Raw genomic sequence first — 18,654 nt, 5'->3', positions numbered from 1 at the left:
GAGCGCGAGGGGCCGTCGTCTCCGACCCGGCCTAGCGGGGAGCGTTCAGGTGCGCCCGCGTCAGCGCCTCCATCTGCTCGTCGGTGAGTTCGTCGAGCTTCTTGCCCTCACGCTTGTCGTGTCGCATCCACCGGATGAACAGGAAGATCAGCACGGGCACGTCCGCCATCTCGGCGATGAACCAGAGGAAGTCACCCGAGAGGTGCTGATCGTGCAGCGCGTTCGGAAACCAGAGCGGCAGTGGCCCGAGAATCGCCGGCGCGTGGTCGAGCACGGTGTCGTTGAGCCGGAGCAGGAGGCCGGGGATCGCGTCGAGCAGCAGTTCCACGAAGGCCAGGAGGAACTCGATCGTGATGAACAGGCCGGTTCGGATGACCGCGTGCGCCGCGATCGGGAGCACCATCAGCAGGCCGGCCAGCGGCGCGATCACGGTGATCGTCCACTCCCACCCCGGGCTTTCGCGCAGAACGGCGGCGAACGGGGTGAGGAACACGAGGAAGACGGCGACGGCGAACACGGGGGCGAAGATCGCATTGCCGAACAGGCGCACCACCCGGGAGTTCACCACAGCGTTCGTGATCCGCAGGGGGAGGCCGGTCAGGGCGACGCGGGCGAGCGCGATGGGCATCCCGAGGCTGACGAGCGCCGGCACGGCGAAGAGGAGCAGAGCGATGCGGGTCGTGAACGCCCACCGCAGCTCGGTGCTGTATGCGCCGAGAAAGCCGAACGAGATCCAGGCGTACGATCCCAGTCCGAACACGAAGTAGAAGATCGTCGGGCGCAGCGGCCAGCGATGCCCGCGCCGCCGCAGCGTGGCGATGCCCGCCAGATAGGCGACCGCTGAAGCGAGCAGCACGACGAAGGCGACGGGGTCGAACCGCCAGGTCGTCAGGAAGGTGGAGATGGGGGGCGTGATGGACTCCGTTCACAGGTGAGCGCGCTACCATTATCGGGTTATGAATGATGTCGTGGCAGGGATTGTCTGGTCGCTCGCACCGACCGTTCTCGTTGGTCTGCTCTTCTGGCTTATCATGCGCGCCATCGTTCGAGCTGACCGCACGGAGCGCAAGGTGTACGCCCGCATGGAGGCGGAGGAGCGCGCGCGTCGCGGTCTCTCCACCAAGCCGTAGCAGCGCTGCCTCGTTTTCGGCGCAATCACGCCGACCGGAGTGAACGCGCCTGAGTGAACCAGTCGGGGCAAACGAGTCTGGGCGAACGCGTCCGTCGTTCTCCCTTTTCGTCGTCCGCCTTCGATACGGTAGCGATAGCGGTGCGCGTTCGGCGCCCTGCTCCGGCCGGTCGAGGGGAGGTTCGCATCGTGGATGCGGGGCTCCTTACGACGATCATCGTCGGTCTTGCTCTGCTGGTCGACTTCGTGATCCGTGTGATCGCGGTGATCGTCGTGCCGCGCAATCGCAAACCGACATCGGCGACGGCCTGGTTGCTCGCCATCTTCCTTATCCCGTATATCGGCGTTCTGTTCTTCCTGCTGATCGGCAGCTACAAGCTGCCGAAGCGTCGGCGTGAGAAGCAGGCGGAGATCAATCGGTTCATCATCGAAAGCACCGAGGGCATCGAACGCGTGCGGCGGGACCACCCCTGGCCACCCTGGCTGGAATCCGTCGTGCAGTTGAACCGCAACCTCGGGGCGATGCCCCTGGTGGGTGGAAACACTGCGAGCCTGAACGGCGACTACCAGGCCTCGCTGGATGCGATGACGGCGGAGATCGACGGGGCGCAGCGTTATGTGCATGTCGAGTTCTACATCCTCAGCTGCGACCAGACGACGAAGCCGTTCTTCGACGCGCTAGAGGGGGCCGTGAAGCGGGGGGTCACCGTTCGGGTCATGCTCGACCACATCGCCTCCTACCGCACGCGCGACTACAAGCGCACGATCACGCGTTTGACCGAGATGGGTGCGAAGTGGCAGCTGATGCTGCCCGTTCAGCCGCTGAAGGGCAAATATCAGCGCCCCGACCTTCGCAACCACCGCAAGCTGCTCATCGTGGACGGTGCCGTCGGCTTCATGGGTTCTCAGAATGTGATCGACCGCAGCTACAACAAGCGGTCGAACATTCGGCGCGGTCTCAAGTGGAAGGAACTGATCGTCCGCCTCGAGGGGCCGATCGTCGCCGGTCTCAATGCGATCTTCATCACCGACTGGTACAGCGAGACCGGTGAACTGCTTCGGCGCGAGACCGAACCGGTCACCGGCGAGGTCAGCGGCGACGCGCTCGACGCTCAGGTCGTGCCGAGCGGCCCGGGTTTCGAGGGCGAGAACAACCTGCGGCTCTTCCTCGCACTGCTCTACTATGCGCAGGAGCGCATCGTGATCACCTCGCCGTATTTCGTTCCGGATGAGTCCATGCTCACTGCGATCACGACGGCGACCCAGCGGGGGATCGCGGTGGACCTGTTCGTTTCTGAGATCGGCGATCAGGCGCTCGTCTACCACGCCCAACGTTCGTACTATGAGGTGCTGCTGCGGGCCGGCGTGCGCATCTGGATGTACAAGAAGCCCTACATTCTGCACGCCAAGCACTTCACGATCGATGACGACGTCGCCGTGATCGGCTCCAGCAATATGGACATGCGCTCCTTTCAGCTCAACATGGAGGTCTCGCTCATGGTGCGGGGCCGCTCCTTCGTCGAGGAGATGCGCAAGGTCGAGGATGGCTATCGTCGCGATAGCCGGGAGCTGACTCTCGACGAGTGGATGCGGCAGCCGCTGCGCTCGACGGTGCTCGACAACCTCGCGCGGCTCACCTCAGCACTGCAGTAGCTCCCTCATCGGACGCAGCTCGCACCATCGCTGTGCGGCGGTGGCGAGCCTGTCGTCGGTGAGCAGAGGCACAGTAACCGTTGTGGCCGAGTGCCGTGATGGGCACAGAGGAGACGCCGTTCGTCAGGGTCAGCCCCGCGGTTTCAACCGCACCGTCGGCAGCTCCGGCGCCGGAAGCGGAGAACCGTCGAACCCGGCCACCTCGCCGAAGCGACCGCCGGGATCGGCGCCCCCGATCACCTCCCGCTGCCAATCGTCGCGGGCGGCGACGACCTCGTCGTGACTGCGCCCGATGAAGTTCCACCACATGACGATCTCCTCGCCCAGAGGCTCCCCGCCGAGGAGGATCAACGTCGCCTCCGAACCGCCCGCGGCGACCTCGACCTCGATCGTCGATCGACCGGGGCAGAGGTACGCGAGGTGGGCGACAGGAACAGGAACGCCCTCAACCGACACCTCGCCGCGGTCGACGAGGATGCCGTGCTCGAATCCGGGATCGACAGGGACGACGATGTGCGCGCCGGCCGGAACGACGAGCTGTGCGCCCACCAGCGGGCTGAAGACAGCGGCGGCGGTCCCGCTCCCGGCGAGCGAGCCGACGAAGGTTCGCACCTCGGCCTCGCCCAGCCGACCCACCACGGGAACGTGGTGCTCGAAGAATGGGGCCACATCCCGTGACGCAGCGGGCAGCGCCACCCACAGCTGCACGCCGTGCAAGGCGGTGGTGGTCTCCGTCGACACCTCGGAGTGGCTGATCCCCCGGCCGGCGGTCATCAGGTTGAGCTCGCCCGGGCGCACGAGAGCATGGCTTCCCACGCTGTCGCGGTGATCGATCTCGCCCTCGAACAGCCAGCTCACGGTCTGCAGCCCCGTGTGCGGATGCGGTGGCACGCGCATCCCGCCGCTCACCGAGACATCGTCGGGGCCGTAGTGGTCGAGAAAGCACCAGCCGCCGATCAGGGAGCGTCGACGTTGGGGGAGCGTTCGCCGCACGGTCATCGCCCGGGGGCCGCCGAGCGGCACCTCGCGCGATTCGAGGATCTCGACGGGCCGGTCGACGGCGACCGTCTTTCCGCCCGCCACCAGCTCGGCGGGGTCGCGCTCCAGGTTGCTCACACGAGCATCCTAGGACGCGTCCAGGATGGCGGCACCGGTGCTTCCTAGAATGGTCGCGTGCCCACCACCTCCGTCGCAGCCCGCCCCTCCGCCCGCGTTCGTGGCCCGTTCGCGGCCGTCGGTCTCGTTGCGCTCGCCCTCGTGCTCGCCGGATGCTCGACCGCGAGCAGCAGACCGCTCAACGACTACTCGGGCGAACCGAAAGGCGTCGAGGCGCCGGCCAGCAGTGCCGGCGGCGCCGCCTTCGCGGTCTGGCTGAAAGACGGCGCTCAGTTCGCGGTCGCGCTCTACGGCAGTTCGAGCTGCCCGCCCAAGGTCGCCTCCGTGTCGGTGACGGCGAGCAACCAGCTCAAGGCGACCCTCGAACCGGCGCCGGGCGGTGTCTGCACTCGCGACTACGTTCCCCACACCACGGTGTTCGCCACGCCGAGCGGCATCAGCACGACCTCCGACGTCACGATCAAGCTGCCCGACTCCACCCTCACCCTGCCGGGCCTGCAGGGCTGATCCTCCACATCTCCTGATCGCGTCACGCCCACGGCGAACAGAGGCGATAACCGGGGGAAACGATGGTTACTCTCGTTGTATCGACGCCACACCTGCAAGGCGTCGGAGGAGTAGACATGTTCGAGAGATTCACCGATAGAGCCCGCCGCGTCGTCGTCTTGGCCCAAGAAGAAGCCAAGATGCTCAACCACAATTACATCGGGACGGAGCACATCCTGCTCGGCCTGATCCATGAGGGTGAGGGAGTCGCCGCCAAGGCGCTCGAATCGCTCGGCATCTCGCTCGACGCCGTGCGCGAGCAGGTGCAGGACATCATCGGCCAGGGCCAGCAGCAGCCGACCGGGCACATCCCCTTCACCCCGCGCGCCAAGAAGGTGCTGGAGCTCTCGCTTCGCGAGGCCCTGCAGCTCGGCCACAACTACATCGGCACCGAGCACATCCTGCTCGGCCTGATCCGAGAGGGCGAGGGCGTCGCCGCCCAGGTGCTCGTGAAGCTCGGAGCCGACCTCAACCGGGTGCGCCAGCAGGTCATCCAGCTCCTCAGCGGATACCAGGGCAAGGAGCAGGTGCAGGTCGGCGGCAACGATCAGGCGACCGCGCAGGCTGGCAGCCAGATCCTCGACCAGTTCGGCCGCAACCTGACGCAGGCCGCCCGCGACAACAAGCTCGACCCGGTGATCGGGCGCGAGAAAGAGATCGAGCGGGTCATGCAGATCCTCTCCCGGCGCTCCAAGAACAACCCCGTGCTGATCGGTGAGCCCGGCGTCGGCAAGACTGCCGTCGTCGAGGGCCTCGCCCAGGCCATCGTGCGCGGAGACGTTCCGGAGACGCTGAAAGACAAGCAGCTCTACACGCTCGACCTCGGCTCGCTCATTGCCGGCAGCCGCTACCGCGGTGACTTCGAGGAGCGCCTGAAGAAGGTCACCAAGGAGATCCGCACCCGCGGCGACATCATCACGTTCATCGACGAGATCCACACCCTGGTGGGTGCGGGCGCAGCCGAAGGCGCGATCGATGCGGCGAGCATCCTGAAGCCGCTGCTCGCCCGCGGCGAGCTGCAGACCATCGGCGCCACCACGCTCGACGAGTACCGCAAGCACTTCGAGAAGGATGCGGCCCTCGAGCGCCGCTTCCAGCCCATCCAGGTGAACGAGCCGTCGCTGCCGCACACGATCAACATCCTCAAGGGGCTGCGCGACCGGTACGAGGCGCACCACAAGGTCTCGATCACCGACGGTGCGATCGTCTCCGCCGCCAACTTGGCCGACCGCTACATCCAAGACCGCTTCCTGCCGGACAAGGCCATCGACCTGATCGACGAGGCCGGCGCCCGCCTGCGCCTGTCGATCCTCTCGGCCCCGCCGGAGCTGCGCGAGTTCGACGACAAGATCTCGGCCGTGCGCTCCCAGAAGGAGGCTGCGATCGAAGACCAGGACTTCGAGAAGGCCGCCAGCCTGCGCGACGAGGAGAAGAACCTTCTCGGCGAGCGACTGCGCCTCGAGAAGCAGTGGCGTTCGGGCGATGTGAAGACCACGGCCGAGGTGGATGAGGGACTCATCGCCGAGGTGCTGGCCCAAGCCACGGGCATCCCGGTGTTCAAGCTCACCGAGGAGGAGTCCGCTCGCCTCGTGTTCATGGAGAAGGCCCTGCACCAGCGGGTCATCGGTCAGGAGGAGGCCATCGCGGCGCTCTCCAAGACCATCCGCCGCACGCGTGCCGGCCTGAAGGACCCGAAGCGTCCCTCCGGCTCGTTCATCTTCGCCGGCCCCACCGGCGTCGGAAAGACCGAGCTGGCGAAGGCGCTCGCCGAGTTCCTGTTCGACGACGAGTCGGCCATGATCTCCCTCGACATGTCGGAGTACGGCGAGAAGCACACGGTCTCGCGACTGTTCGGCGCCCCTCCCGGGTTCGTCGGCTTCGAAGAGGGCGGGCAGCTCACCGAGAAGGTGCGCCGCAAGCCGTTCAGCGTCGTGCTGTTCGACGAGATCGAGAAGGCCCACCCGGACATCTTCAACTCGCTCCTCCAGATTCTGGAGGAGGGGCGTCTGACGGATGGCCAGGGCCGCGTCGTCGACTTCAAGAACACCGTGATCATCATGACCACGAACCTCGGCACGAAAGACATCACCGGAGGGCCTGTGGGCTTCCAGGTGGAGGGCGACACGCAGACCGGCTACGACCGGATGAGTGCCAAGGTCAAGGATGAGCTGAAGAAGAACTTCAAGCCCGAGTTCCTGAACCGTGTGGACGAGATCATCGTGTTCCCGCAGCTGAACAAGGCGGAACTGCTGCAGATCGTCGACCTGTTCATCAAGCGACTGTCGACCCGCCTGCTCGACCGCGACATGACCATCGAGCTGACCGTTCCGGCCAAGGAGCACCTCATCGAGGTCGGGTTCGACCCCTCCCTCGGTGCCCGCCCCCTGCGTCGCGCGGTGCAGCACGAGATCGAAGACAGGCTGAGCGAGCGCATCCTGCAGGGTGAGCTGAACGCGGGCGACCACGTGCACGTCGACTTCAAGGACGGCGAGTTCGTGTTCACCACCGAGTCGCGCAAGGAGCCGATCGGTGCCGGGATCAACTCGGCGGCCGCGATCGGCGTCGGTTCGGTCACGCCCGACCTCGCCGCCTCCGGCGAAAGCGCCTGACACCGTCCCGTCCATCCCGTTGAGGGGCGGCAGATCCATCCATTCGTAGCCGTTTGGGTGCTTCTGCCGCCCCTCACGTGTGTGGGGCGCAGGGGAGAGAACAGGCGGGAGGAGCGCGGGCGGTAGGGTTGGGGGCGTGAATTCGGTCAGCCCCGCGTACAGCATTCGTCGGGCGCGCACAGACGATGTGACGCGCATCCAGGAGCTCGTGGAGCCGCTGGTGCAGCGACGGATCCTGCTCGGCAAGGATGCCGTCGTGTTCTACGAGTCGGTGCAGGAGTTCCGGGTGGCCGAGACCGCCGACGGCGAGCTCATCGGGTGCGGGGCGCTCCACGTGATGTGGCGCGACCTTGCCGAGGTTCGCACATTGGCGGTCGCCCAAGAATGGCTGGGCAAAGGGGTCGGCCGGGCTCTCCTGGCACGATTGGAGGAGGAAGCCCGGGAGCTCGGGCTGAGCCGACTGTTCTGCCTCACGTTCGAGGTGGGGTTCTTCGAGCGCAACGGTTTCGAAGATATGGGCGACGAGACCGTCGACCCTGAGGTGTACGCCGAGCTGGTGCGCTCGCACGACGAAGGCGTCGCCGAGTTCCTCGATCTGGCTCGCGTCAAGCCGAACACCCTTGGAAACACCCGGATGTTGAAGCAGCTCTAGCGAGTTGCCGCCGCTTTCGGTCGCCTCGCCGTTATCCTGCAGGCATGTCGACGTTCAAGAACCCTGTCGGCCCGCAGCCGAGCAAAGTCTACTGGCGCCGCCGGTTGCTTCTCGGGCTCGGTGTGCTGGCCGTGATCGTCGTCATCGTGCTCATCGTCGTGCGCCCCGGCTCGTCGAACGGCTCCCCTGCCGGTGCTCCCACGCCCACCCCGTCGTCGACGCCTGTCTCAGACGGCACGACGATTCCGACAGACCCGACCAAAGCGAGCGGATCCGCCTGCACCCCGGGCGACGTGACCGTTCAAGCCGTGACGGATGCGTCGACCTACGCGGCCGGTGCTCAGCCCAAACTGTCGGTGTCGATCACCAACACGGGTTCGACGGCCTGCAAGATCAATGCGGGGACCTCGCAACAGGTGTTCACGATCACGAGCGGCAGTGAGGTCTACTGGAAGTCGACCGACTGCCAGACGGACAAGGTCGACGCCGAGGTGCTGCTGCAGCCGGGCAAGACGATCTCCTCGCAGACGCCGATCGAGTGGGATCGCACCCGCTCCGACCCGTCCACCTGCAAGGACAAGCGTGATCCGGTTCCTGCCGGGGGCGCCTCGTATCACCTGCAGACGTCGGTTGGCGGAATCCAGTCGGCTCAGACCAAGCAGTTCATCCTGAACTGAACGGGGTGAGGCGATGCCGGTCGATGGCTGTCGCGATCAGAATGCGGCGTCGAGTTCGCGTTCGCGGGCGGTCGCGCCGACGGTGAATGCCACGCGCAGGGCTTCACGGATGCTCTCGCTCGCCGAGTCGATGCGGGTGGTGAAGCCGAGCCGGGCGGCCTCGGCCACCCGCTGTTTGCCGCTCGCGACAGGGCGGATCTCGCCGGCGAGGCTGATCTCCCCGAAAGCGGCGAGGGTGTGCGGGATCGGTTTCTCGTTGGCGGCGGAGGCGATGGCGAGCGCGATCGCGAGGTCGGCACCCGGCTCGCTGAGGCGCACGCCGCCGACGGTGGAGACATAGACGTCTTTGTCGCCGAGCCGGATCCCCGCCCGCCGTTCGAGCACCGCCAGAAGCATCGCCACACGGGAGGAGTCGACCCCGTTGGTGACCCGACGCGGGTTGGGAGCCGTCGTCGCGACTACGAGTGCCTGCACCTCGACGGGGAGCGGCCGGCGCCCTTCCATCGCGACGGTGACGCATGTTCCCGAGACGGGCGTGGTCGTGCGACTGAGGAACAGCCCGCTCGGGTCGGCGACCTCGGCGATACCGTCACCGGTCATCTCGAAGCATCCGACCTCATCCGTCGGACCGAACCGGTTCTTCAGGGCGCGCACGAATCGCAGCGACGTCTGTCGGTCGCCCTCGAACTGGCAGACCACATCGACGAGATGCTCCAGCAGCCGTGGGCCGGCGATCGAGCCGTCTTTGGTGACGTGTCCGACGAGCAGAACCGGCAGGTTTCGGTCTTTGGCGACGCGGATGAGGGTGCTCGCCACCTCGCGCACCTGACTGGGGCCGCCCGCCAGGCCTTCGCCATTGGAACTCGAAACCGTCTGCACGGAGTCGACGATGACGAGCTGCGGATCGAGGGCATCGATCTGCCCGACGATGGTGGCCAGGTCGGTCTCGGAGGCGAGGTAGAGGTCGTCATGCATGGCCCCGGTGCGTTCGGCCCGCATCTTGACCTGGTTGACCGACTCCTCTGCGCTGACATAGAGCACTCGCGAGCGCGCCCGGGCCGCGCGCGACGCGACCTCGAGGAGCAGCGTGGACTTGCCGACACCCGGTTCGCCGCTCAACAGGATGGCCGCCCCGGGAACGATGCCGCCGCCGAGCACGCGGTCGAACTCGGCGATGCCGCTCGGCCAGTGCCGAACGGAGTCGGCCTCGATGTCGGTGATGGCCCGTGCGGCGCGGTCGACCCCGATCGTGACGGGTTTGAGCGCGCGCAGCACGCCCGTGGGGGCGGCCGACTCGGCCACGGTTCCCCACTCCTGGCACTCGCCGCACCGGCCGACCCACTTGGCCGTTGTCCAACCGCACTCCGTGCAGCGGAAGCTGAGCTGAGCTCGTGCCACGTCTTCCTCCTCGATCCGCCTTCACTGTATGGCCGACCACCGTCATCCGGCTCCCGATCCCCCGGCCTGTGGACAACTTCTGCTCGATGTCAGAAGCCGGGAGCACAATGGCCCCATGGCGAATCTCATCTTCACATTGGAGTCCGGTCGCAAGCTCGGCGTCACCACCTCGGGCAATCCTGCGGCGGAGCGCATCGTCGTGTTCTGCCATCCGGCCCCCGGCTCGTCGACGTTCGACCCCGATCCCACCGTCTCGGCCGCGCGGGAGGTGCACATCCTCGCGTTCGATCGCCCGGGCTACGGTTCCTCCGACCCGCTGCCCGTCGACGAGTGGCCGAGTGTCACCGGCCCGGCCGACGACATCGCGGAGTATCTGCGTGCGATGATGCGAGATGAAGCTGCATCCGGAATCGTCCGCCGGCGCACCATCGGCATCGTCGGCTGGTCGGCCGGCGGGCGCACCGCGCTGGCGTTCGCCGCGCGGCATCCCGATCTGGTCGACCGCGTTGCGATCGTCGCCACTCCGGCTCCCAACGAGGCGGTGCAGTGGATCGACCCGCCGTTGCAGGCGATGTCAGACCAGCTCGCCACCCTGCCGCCGGATGCGGCGGTCGCAGAGCTGACCGGCATGCTCGCCGGGCAGGTCGACGCCGTGCGTGCGGCCGACGATGCGGGTGACGTTCCGCTCGCCCTGCTCGGGGAAGCCCCCGTCGATGAGGCGGCGCTCGCCCGCCCGGGCGCGAGAGACAGGCTGGGCCGCATGCTGCGGGAGGCATACCGGCAGGGTGCGCACGGCGTCGCCGCCGACATCCTCAGCTATTCGGCCCGCCCCTGGGGCTTCGATCCGGCCGGGGTGGCGGCGAAGACCCTCATTGTGAACGGTCGAGCCGACCCGCTGGCCGGTCAGGCCCATGCGGAATGGTACCGACAGGCACTGCCGGATGCGCGGGTCGAGCTCGTGGCCGATGTTGGTCACATGGTGATCTTCCCGTCCTGGGGGACCGTGCTCACCAACCTTGCCCCGGCGCCGGGTGAGGTCGCGCCGGGTGAGGTCGTGCCGGGCTGAGCCGGCAACGCTGTGATCAGGCCGTGGGGCTCGTCGACTCGAGCGGTGGCGGCGTCGCCGCCTCTCGCGGGAACCGAGCGCCGACGTGGGCGGTCACCGCAGGCAGGAAGGCGGAAGCCCAGACGCGGTAGCCGTGGTCGTTCGGGTGGAACAGGTCTTTCGCGAACTGGGTGACGATGCCGCGGAGCCCCTGTCGTTTCATGGTGTCGTGCAGCGGAACGACCGTGAGCGAACGTTCGGCCGCCACCTCCCGCAGGATGCGATTGCCCACGGCGACCTTCTTCTCGTTCCACGGGAGGTAGAAGCACGGGAGGTCGCCGACGATGGTGTCGTCGGGGAGGGCGTCGAAGACCTGGCGGATACCGGCCTCGAACAGGTCTGGGTCGAACGCCCCGATGTCGTTGGCCCCGATCGCAACCGTCACCACATCCGGTTCGTACCCGGCGAAACGCGGCAGCTGGTCGGCGACAGCGAGCGCCACCGTCGCCCCGGAGACGCTGAGGTTGACCACGCGCACCGACCGCCCGGTGACCTCCCGGATGTGGTCGGCGATCACCCCGACGTAGCTGTTCTTCGGCTCCGACGCCCCGATGCCCTGCGCCGCACTGTCGCCGAGCGCTACGTAGAGCAGCTCGCCTTCGGTCTTGGCATGGTCGCGCCACCACTTGGAGTGCACGGGCAGCGTCTCATTCAGCGTCGAACGGTTGAGCTCCAACCGCGCCTGGGCCTTACGCACTCCCGCCCAAGCGCCGATCCCCACCGCGAGTGTCGACAGCCCGGCCCCGACCAGGGCCCACCTCTTCTTCGTCGCCATCCCCCAAACTGTACTCCGGCATCCCGTGCGTCTCACGGTGTTCTCGCAGCCGCCACGGCCGCCCCAATTGGCGCGACCTGCCCCCTTTCGCGTACAGTAGTCGGCGGTACCGTGTCCGAGCGGCCGAAGGTGCAACTCTCGAAAAGTTGTGTGGGTGAGAGCCCACCGTGGGTTCAAATCCCACCGGTACCGCCATAGAAAAGCCCCGGTTAGCCGGGGTTTTTCTGCGTTATTAGCCAGCTCGTGGTGCATCTGTGGTGCATGGGTTTGAGATATGCGCTTATGCGAGTCGAGAGAATCCGAGCTCGCCTGTCGAACTGGGCCTCCTCGAGACGTCTACTACGCTGGCAGTGCTGAACTAGTCCCTGACTTTCGTCGGAGGCTCGGATTAGTATCCGCATACTGGGGCTAGGAAGGATCGACCGTGGAAATCGTGCAGACACGAAGCGGTGCGGGTTTCCGGTATGAAGCCGAGCTGGTTGATGCTCTCGAGCCGGCGCTCGCTGACCTCACCTTTAGGGCCGGTGACTCGCGTGTCCTTACATTCCGCGAGGTGCCCGCAGCGCGCGGCGTACCGGACCTGACGGCCGTTCGCTTCGACTTCGGCAAGATCGGCGCGCGTCACCAAGCGGGGATCCGTCCGCTGACAACCGATGTCGAAGTTCGTGTTGTCTTCGCGCTATCTGGCGGCGGTCGCACGGTCGATGAATTGTGTGCTGACACCCGGCTTAGTCGCGACTATCTGCGTCGTTCCGTCCTGCCTATGCTCGAACAGCTGGGTTGGATGCAAGCCGTCGGCCCCAAACTTCTACTGCGCCCTGCTGCGGAGTTCGTTGGTGGTCGCGTCGTCACGGTGGAGGCAAAGCTGCGGGACTGGCTACGCGCGTTCAATCAGGCACGTCACCAGCAGGTGTCTGCCGATGCGGCATACATCGCACTCGATGCCCAAACGATTCGACGAGCATCCGATCAAGTGGAAGGAATGCGTCAGCGCGGAATCGGCGTCATCCTCGTCGACCCCGCGAACGAGCGCCGAAGGGTTGTCGCGCGACCCTCGCGGGTGCTTTCTGCGACGCAGACGCGCATAGGGCGAGCCCTGATCGCCGAGCGATGCTTGTCCCTCTATCTGCGAGGTGAGCGAGCCGGTCAGGTGTCACCAGTGTTTGGTTGGTACCCACCGCGGACCAACGTCTAGTTGAGAAGCTCGCGCCAAATCGCCAGGTGTGCGGGATACGCGCCCCCGGACGGGCGGTCTAGTGGCTCCAGCGAGTTCAGCCACATAACCCCGCGATGGACCGACCTTGCGGCTTCCATCTGACGGTCGCCGTTGAGCTTTGCCTGCAAGTGGCCGACGCTGACCAGGTAGTGGAGCGCGGCGAGTTCCTTCGAATGCTCGGTCTCTGCGATCGTCCGGGAAAAAACTCGTCGGATATTGCTTGTGCGAGGGGATAGCGGCCAGCCGTTCGAAGATCGCATAGTCGATGGTGTGCAGGATCGATCGATCGAACAGTCGCGGCGTGTGGGGCGGCGGCTTCTGACCCTTGCGACCACCCATGATCCGTTCCCGGCCGAATGCCTGATCCGGCCACGCCGATCCGGTGGAGAACCCTGCGGCGCCGAACGACGTCATCAGCCAACCCGTCAGCCCAGAGTTGGGCAGGTAGAGTCGTTTGCCTTCCAATGCCGCTGTCCGGGCGAGGAGCCGGTAGCCGCGAAGTACTTCTGTGTCGAGAAGCTGCCCATAGCGGTACGTGATCAGCGGCCACCAAAAGCGGAGGTACCAATGCTTCTCGGAGCTCTCGACGATCTCTTGGAGAAGAATGCCGCGGAGCTCCTTGTCGGTCAGCCACCGCGAGTCGAACGTGAGGTTGACGAACATCGGTGTCTCAGCCCCGATGAGGTCTCGACTAGCGGCGACAACACTCATAGCGTCGGCCAGTGACTTCGTCGCCTTCGCGGCGTCCACCCACCCAGTTGCTGACAGTGCCACGGTCGCGCCGTAGTTCAGCTGCGACTCGATCACTTCCCGAATCCATGGCGCGTTGGGCTTTTGATGCAAGACGGAGTAGAAGTTCCAGGGAAGCGGGGTCGCACGAGCTCTGATTCGTTCAACTCCCTCCCAGCCGGACGAGGGGTGACGATGAAGCTCAGGGTCGGCGATGCGCAGTGGTACCGAAGAATGCTCGCTAAAGAAGTCATGGAGCTGCTGCGGCTTAAACGCAGCCAGCTTCACACTCAATCCGAGGCCCAACTTCGACCCGTGGTCATCGTGCAGCGTCTCGAAGACCTCGCCGATCCGGCTGTTGAATTGATGGCTCTTCTGAATGATGTAGACGGGCGTGTTCCCGCGCAGGCTCTTCTTGAGGGAAGCTCCGAACGAAGCGGGCTGATCTGTCATTTCGAGGCCTTCCGGATATCTTTTGCTGCTCGCTTCGCGGTTCCACGAGCGAACGGCTCCTCGCTGAGTAGTCGAAGAACTACATCGGCGAGTGCCGAGGGCGTTTCATCGGGAAGAGGGCGGGGCGGTCCGGCGACAAGATCCGCGATGTCGTCCTCCGATAGGCCGCGAAAATCATCGATGAATGGGTGACGCATCGCGAGAACGAAGTAGATGATTACACCGCACGCCCACAGGTCGGACTGTTTGCGAGCCCGTTCCCCAGCGAGCTGTTCGGGCGACATGAACGGGCGCGACCCGACCAACGACGGGTACAAGGTCTGGGTGGCGTCGCCGGCTCCCTTCGACAGGCCGAAGTCGATCAACACCGGATGTGCCCAATCGCCGTCGCGGAGGATGATGTTCTCTAACTTGAGATCTCGATGAACTCTGTCCGCACCGTGCACGACGGCTACAGCTGCCATAAGTGAGCGCGCGAACGCGATCGCCTCACTATGTGAGGGAGCGTGACTGCGGAGGTTGGTGATGACGTCTCCGCCGGCGATGTACTCGCAGAGGAGTGCTGTGTGAGCAGTGCCGGCGATTTCCACCTCGCGGACGCTGTGGAGCTTCACGATTCCCGGGTCGTCGAATTCGAGCAACCCGTTCACTTCTCGAGCGACTAGGTGTACCCGGAAGTACTCCGGGCGCAGGAGCTTCACGGCGTATTCAGCACGCTCGCCGTCGAGTTCGCACTCGACCTTCCACGTCTCGCCGAATGTGCCTGATCCTAGGTACGCCGCCGTCGGCGCATCGAATGCTGCGGCGACGTGCTCCGCAGAAAGAGTAGGTGCAGCCAATGTTCCTCAAACCCTAGATCTGAATCGCCCCGCTGATGTAGGTGAGTCAACTAGATCAGCGCCCGCAGCAGCCGGGCCCACGCCGGAGTAACCAGGAATGGGGGAAAGCGAACATGCGATAACCGCCGGGCGTGGAAGCTCGCTCAAGCAACCGGCTGAGCAAAAGGATCGCCAAATGCGACGGTCCTTGAGCGTCACGTCGAATAGTCCCGATAACTCTGATTATCGAGGGTCAAAAACCAGACCCTTGAAGTGAGATGAGGCTGAGCTGTCGGCCGTCATCGTAGATTGTTTTCCCGCCACGAAGTTTGTCCTTGTGAGAGGTCTGGACAATTTCGTCGTCGCGGCGCAGTCAGTGATGGGCTTGCTTGGTGCCGAGTAACGATCAGCCGTTCTGCTGAGGTGTGCCCACGGACAACCCATGTGGCGGGGTTCTTGGCCACCAGTCGATCGCCTCGTCGACGTCGCGATGGATTTCGAGATGAGGTAGCTTGAGGCGCATGGGCCAGACCGATGATGAAGCGATCTTCACTCCCGGCTTTTGGACGTTGTTGCTGGGGTCGTCCTCGGTGCCATGTTCTTTCTCGGATCGACGCTTTTGGTAATGGCTTGGGTGAGGGCGGCGAACTACGACGGCGTTGGCGAGAGCGGCGTCCACGATCTGCTCATTTGGGGATTTTGGCTCGTGGTGATCAGCCTGGCTGGATTGGTCCCGGTCTTAATCTGGCGCGTTGCTGCCTGGAGTCATCGTATGAGCCGCGTGAATCCCGGAACTTGATGAGCCAGCTCGGCGGAACATGATCCCGGGACGGTTGTCAGCTGAGCATTCTGAGGAGCCACGACGCTACACTCAGCACCACGGAGGTCGACGATGAGGTTCGTTCGAGGTGTTGGGCGTGTGCTGGCAGTCGCTTGGCGGATCCTCAGCCGTGCGGTCGAGGTCGTATTCGATCTCGGTTACGCCCTGAACGGCGGCCATTCCAGCGACCCGAGCGCGCGTGCCTTGTCAGAGAAGCGAGAAGACTATCGGCCGTAACTGCCGAGCACAGCTATCAGTCGACTGCCTGATTCGTTCCCGGGTCTATACCTACGGCCACTCCGACGGTACCTCTAGCCGACGGTGTATCCGGCTGCCTTGAGTGCCCGTTCTATGCGACCGATGCGGAACCAATTGCTGACCGTCGCGGATGCCGTGCCGCCGCCTAGTTCCCACTTGATCCTCACGTATCCGGGCCCGCGCCGAATGGATTGGATCGCACCCCGCGGTATCCAAGCTGAGGTGCCGAGGGAACGAACGAGGATTCCGTTTTCGTAGATATCGAAGGCTCGAGGGAAGGGCCAGCTGGTGTTCACGGGCGCATAACCCAGACGCAGTCCAACGCCTGGCGGAGCAAACTTCGCTAGGAGGCGGCCTCGAGTCTCCTCGCTGGACGGGCTTTGATCGTTCACCTCAATTGTCTCCTTGACTTCGTCGTGTCCATCGTCAGCGGTTCGCCGGATCTAGGTTGAGAGACGTTCCCGGGTTGGCGGTCGGGTGGGCGTAGTCCCCTTGGGCGCGGTCGGGGTTGAGGTACTCGAGGTCGTCGACTGAGATTCCGAACCGTTTCGCGATGTCACGATATGTGTCGTCGGCAGCGACCAGATACGAGGTTGGGGTTCCGCCAGTGGAAGTTGCCTCCCCTTGTGCACCTGGTTCGATGCCTGAATCGGTGGGTCGGAGCGACGGTCGCGGGTCGGTCAATGTCCACGTCAGAGGCGCGGACGCGATCCCCTTGATGTCGCATCCCTCGGACGAGAGAGGATCGCTTTGTGCGATTGTGAGGGCGACAAAGTTGCTGGGGTTGGTCCACCCGGGCGAATTTGCTGGCAGCCGGGCCGTGAGCACACGTTCCGGAGCTGTTTCACCAGCGTTCCAGGCGTACGCCGCCTGCTCGCACACCGATGTTTCCGGCTCGTTGAGCAGAATGGAGACCTGACCTGGATGACTGGTCGCGAAGTTCGAGACAGTGATACTGAAGTCTCCGTCAGTCTCCTCAATCTTCACCGTTCCGCGCGTTGCACCATCCGCCGATGCCAGTGTGCCTGTTGCGACGGTTTGCGAGTTCGTGGCCGTCGCGGGATTCGCTGACGGTACGGGTCGGGTTTCGCCGATGTGTCCAACCGAATCGTTGGCTGTGCAGCCGGCCAGGAGGACACACGCGACGATAATCCAACCGATTGAAGGAGCCCTCATTTCAGCGCTGGGCAGGCTTTCGCGACCGCGGCAGCCTTATCGGGATCGGTGATACTACCGGCAGTGGGAAACCAGTTCTGGTTCGGCCAATTCGCGATGAAGTCCGCCCGCGACGGTGCAGGCGGGACGACGGCTCCGTTGGCCTCGTAGCACGGCACCAGGAACTTGGTGAAGTAGTCGTAGGACCACCCCAGCTGTTGTGGCGTCAATGGCGGGTTAGGAGAGTAAGGGTGCTCGACCGAACAGATGTAGAGTCCGACCGCCTCCTGCTCGTTGCTGGCCTGACCCCCCACGCTCGTGGGTTTGTCGCCCTTCTTCGCTCCCACAGGGTAGCCGTAGCCGATCGGCACATTCTGCTGTGTCAAGCAGGACTTCATCACGGCCATCTCAGTCGCATCGGTGATGTATCCCTGAAATGTCACCTGCGGTCGAACAGCTGACGGATACTGGGCAAGGAGTAGCTGCCATTGCTGCTCGACTCTTTCGAGCCGCAGCTTCTCGGTCTGCGCTGGCGTCTGCGGCGCGGGGGCCGGCGACGGCCCGAGGTCGGGCATCGGCACGGTCACCGCGAGCGGGGTCGGCGTGGGTGTCGAACTCGCATTGGGTTCCGCGGAGGCAGTTGTCGCGCATCCTGCCAGCGCTCCAAGCGCTAGAAGGCAAACCGCCGCAGATGTGAGCTGCCCGAAACGACTGTGTTTCCTTGCCACGGAGGCACCCTTCTCTCTACTTGATGTGACTTCCACCTTCACCCCTCATTTCGGCGGTGGACAGACTTCGGTGATCACGCGAATTCGTTCTGGGTCGGCCCCGCCGCCGTCGTCGGGATACCAGCCTTGGTTGGGCCATTTGGCAACGAACTCCTCGCGAGAGGGCGGTGGGGGATTCGTGACCCCGTTCGCTTGGTAGCAGGGGACGAGGAACTTCGTGAGGTAGTCGTACAGCCACCCAAGCTGCTCGGGTGTGGGCGGCAAGGTCGGCGGGTAGGGGTGTTCGACCTGGCAGATGTACAGACCGATTGCGCCTTCCTCGTTACTGATCTCGGGGACAACGCCGTGAGGCTTGTCGCCCTTCTTCGCGCCGACCGGATAGTCGGGGTAGTTTGCCACGTCGTGATCGGTGTAGCACTTCGTCAGTACGGCCACCTCCGTCGCCTGAGAGATGTATCCCTGGAAGCTGGCCGAGGGCCGGACGGCGGCCGGGTACTCGGAGATGACTTGCTTCCAAGCCAGGTCGGCATTGGCCAGTCGTAGCTGTTCGGTTTGCTCCGGCGTCTGCGGAGCGGGTGCCGGAGATGGACCCAGGTCGGGCATCGCGATGGCGACCGCGCTCGGTGCGGGAGACGGTGTGGATGTCAGCCTTGTCGCTGAGACCGGTGGGAACGTGCAACCCGCAACTGTCGACACGAGGGCGACGACGAGCGCAGTGTGCAGGAGCCGCAATCCGCGCTGCTTCGCCCTCGTCACAGGCGCGCCCTTCTCGTTGTCCGGAGCGCTGACCGCGCCGAGCATACTCTACGGTCTACCC

The 18,654-nt window shown here is 65.0% G+C and carries 18 protein-coding genes and 1 tRNA gene; 9 read left to right on the top strand and 10 right to left on the bottom strand.

Annotated features, from left to right (window positions below; genetic code table 11):
- Positions 1–31: 31 nt before the first annotated feature.
- The gene (locus tag K5L49_RS09345) at positions 32–856 is read right to left on the bottom strand and encodes a cytochrome c oxidase assembly protein (RefSeq protein WP_223692210.1); all 825 of its coding nucleotides are present in this window, start codon (positions 854–856) and stop codon (positions 32–34) included.
- A gap of 112 nt (positions 857–968) precedes the next feature.
- Here K5L49_RS09345 and K5L49_RS09340 point away from each other — a divergent pair, with 112 nt between their 5' ends.
- On the top strand, positions 969–1,130 hold the full coding sequence (locus K5L49_RS09340; RefSeq protein ID WP_223695347.1) for a hypothetical protein: 162 nt from the start codon (positions 969–971) through the stop codon (positions 1,128–1,130).
- Positions 1,131–1,318: 188 nt separating this feature from the next.
- Positions 1,319–2,782 (top strand): cardiolipin synthase, encoded by a 1,464-nt coding sequence (cls, locus tag K5L49_RS09335; protein WP_223692209.1) that lies wholly within the window; start codon positions 1,319–1,321, stop codon positions 2,780–2,782.
- A 129-nt stretch (positions 2,783–2,911) separates the two neighbouring features.
- Here the strand turns inward: cls and K5L49_RS09330 are convergent, their stop codons facing one another.
- The gene (locus K5L49_RS09330; protein WP_223692208.1) at positions 2,912–3,898 is read right to left on the bottom strand and encodes a pirin family protein; all 987 of its coding nucleotides are present in this window, start codon (positions 3,896–3,898) and stop codon (positions 2,912–2,914) included.
- Positions 3,899–3,955: 57 nt separating this feature from the next.
- Between K5L49_RS09330 and K5L49_RS09325 the strand changes: the two genes are divergently transcribed.
- From K5L49_RS09325 to K5L49_RS09310, 4 genes are all read left to right on the top strand, one after another.
- The gene (locus K5L49_RS09325) at positions 3,956–4,405 is read left to right on the top strand and encodes a hypothetical protein (protein WP_223692206.1); all 450 of its coding nucleotides are present in this window, start codon (positions 3,956–3,958) and stop codon (positions 4,403–4,405) included.
- A 116-nt stretch (positions 4,406–4,521) separates the two neighbouring features.
- Positions 4,522–7,053, top strand: coding sequence for an ATP-dependent Clp protease ATP-binding subunit (locus K5L49_RS09320; RefSeq protein ID WP_223692204.1), 2,532 nt, complete (start codon positions 4,522–4,524; stop codon positions 7,051–7,053).
- A 136-nt stretch (positions 7,054–7,189) separates the two neighbouring features.
- Complete coding sequence (locus K5L49_RS09315; RefSeq protein ID WP_223692203.1) at positions 7,190–7,705, top strand: amino-acid N-acetyltransferase; 516 nt, start codon at positions 7,190–7,192, stop codon at positions 7,703–7,705.
- Positions 7,706–7,749: 44 nt separating this feature from the next.
- Positions 7,750–8,382 (top strand): hypothetical protein, encoded by a 633-nt coding sequence (locus K5L49_RS09310; protein WP_223692202.1) that lies wholly within the window; start codon positions 7,750–7,752, stop codon positions 8,380–8,382.
- Positions 8,383–8,418: 36 nt separating this feature from the next.
- On the opposite strand, the gene radA is transcribed toward K5L49_RS09310, so the two are convergent.
- Positions 8,419–9,780, bottom strand: a complete 1,362-nt coding sequence (radA, locus tag K5L49_RS09305) for a DNA repair protein RadA (protein WP_223692200.1) — start codon at positions 9,778–9,780, stop codon at positions 8,419–8,421.
- Positions 9,781–9,895: 115 nt separating this feature from the next.
- On the opposite strand from radA, the gene K5L49_RS09300 reads away from it, so the two are divergent.
- Positions 9,896–10,846, top strand: coding sequence for an alpha/beta hydrolase (locus tag K5L49_RS09300; RefSeq protein WP_223692198.1), 951 nt, complete (start codon positions 9,896–9,898; stop codon positions 10,844–10,846).
- A 16-nt stretch (positions 10,847–10,862) separates the two neighbouring features.
- Here K5L49_RS09300 and K5L49_RS09295 read toward each other — a convergent pair whose 3' ends face one another.
- Entirely contained in the window at positions 10,863–11,660 is a 798-nt protein-coding gene (locus tag K5L49_RS09295; RefSeq protein WP_223692196.1) for an SGNH/GDSL hydrolase family protein, read from the bottom strand.
- 105 nt (positions 11,661–11,765) lie between these two features.
- On the opposite strand from K5L49_RS09295, the gene K5L49_RS09290 reads away from it, so the two are divergent.
- Together K5L49_RS09290 and K5L49_RS09285 are read left to right on the top strand one after the other, a co-directional pair.
- Positions 11,766–11,855 (top strand) — tRNA-Ser (locus K5L49_RS09290).
- A 229-nt stretch (positions 11,856–12,084) separates the two neighbouring features.
- Positions 12,085–12,855, top strand: coding sequence for a hypothetical protein (locus K5L49_RS09285; protein ID WP_223692194.1), 771 nt, complete (start codon positions 12,085–12,087; stop codon positions 12,853–12,855).
- Here the strand turns inward: K5L49_RS09285 and K5L49_RS09280 are convergent.
- The 6 genes from K5L49_RS09280 to K5L49_RS09255 form a co-directional block, all read right to left on the bottom strand.
- The gene (locus K5L49_RS09280; RefSeq protein WP_223692192.1) at positions 12,814–14,058 is read right to left on the bottom strand and encodes a hypothetical protein; all 1,245 of its coding nucleotides are present in this window, start codon (positions 14,056–14,058) and stop codon (positions 12,814–12,816) included. The genes K5L49_RS09285 and K5L49_RS09280 overlap by 42 nt on opposite strands.
- Positions 14,055–14,897, bottom strand: a complete 843-nt coding sequence (locus tag K5L49_RS09275) for a serine/threonine-protein kinase (RefSeq protein WP_223692190.1) — start codon at positions 14,895–14,897, stop codon at positions 14,055–14,057. The genes K5L49_RS09280 and K5L49_RS09275 overlap by 4 nt, the downstream gene beginning before the upstream one ends.
- Positions 14,898–15,282: 385 nt before the next feature.
- A complete protein-coding gene (locus tag K5L49_RS09270) occupies positions 15,283–15,555 on the bottom strand; it encodes a hypothetical protein (protein ID WP_223692189.1) in 273 nt (90 codons plus the stop codon).
- An 825-nt stretch (positions 15,556–16,380) separates the two neighbouring features.
- A complete protein-coding gene (locus K5L49_RS09265; RefSeq protein ID WP_223692187.1) occupies positions 16,381–16,941 on the bottom strand; it encodes a LysM peptidoglycan-binding domain-containing protein in 561 nt (186 codons plus the stop codon).
- 185 nt (positions 16,942–17,126) lie between these two features.
- A complete protein-coding gene (locus K5L49_RS09260; RefSeq protein ID WP_223692186.1) occupies positions 17,127–17,696 on the bottom strand; it encodes a hypothetical protein in 570 nt (189 codons plus the stop codon).
- Positions 17,697–17,882: 186 nt separating this feature from the next.
- Complete coding sequence (locus tag K5L49_RS09255) at positions 17,883–18,638, bottom strand: hypothetical protein (RefSeq protein WP_223692184.1); 756 nt, start codon at positions 18,636–18,638, stop codon at positions 17,883–17,885.
- Between the last annotated feature and the right edge of the window lie 16 nt (positions 18,639–18,654).

Source organism: Leifsonia poae, assembly GCF_020009625.1.
GTDB lineage: Bacteria > Actinomycetota > Actinomycetes > Actinomycetales > Microbacteriaceae > Leifsonia > Leifsonia poae_A.
This window is presented reverse-complemented; position numbering and strand designations above follow the sequence as displayed.

What these genes read in the sequence shown, in the direction of transcription:
- K5L49_RS09320 (WP_223692204.1), top strand. Translation starts at nt 4,522, where the DNA reads ATGTTCGAGAGATTCACCGATAGAGCCCGCCGCGTCGTCGTCTTGGCC.
- K5L49_RS09310 (WP_223692202.1), top strand. Translation starts at nt 7,750, where the DNA reads ATGTCGACGTTCAAGAACCCTGTCGGCCCGCAGCCGAGCAAAGTCTAC.
- K5L49_RS09300 (WP_223692198.1), top strand. Translation starts at nt 9,896, where the DNA reads ATGGCGAATCTCATCTTCACATTGGAGTCCGGTCGCAAGCTCGGCGTC.
- K5L49_RS09295 (WP_223692196.1), bottom strand. Translation starts at nt 11,660, where the DNA reads ATGGCGACGAAGAAGAGGTGGGCCCTGGTCGGGGCCGGGCTGTCGACA.
- K5L49_RS09280 (WP_223692192.1), bottom strand. Translation starts at nt 14,058, where the DNA reads ATGACAGATCAGCCCGCTTCGTTCGGAGCTTCCCTCAAGAAGAGCCTG.
- K5L49_RS09255 (WP_223692184.1), bottom strand. Translation starts at nt 18,638, where the DNA reads ATGCTCGGCGCGGTCAGCGCTCCGGACAACGAGAAGGGCGCGCCTGTG.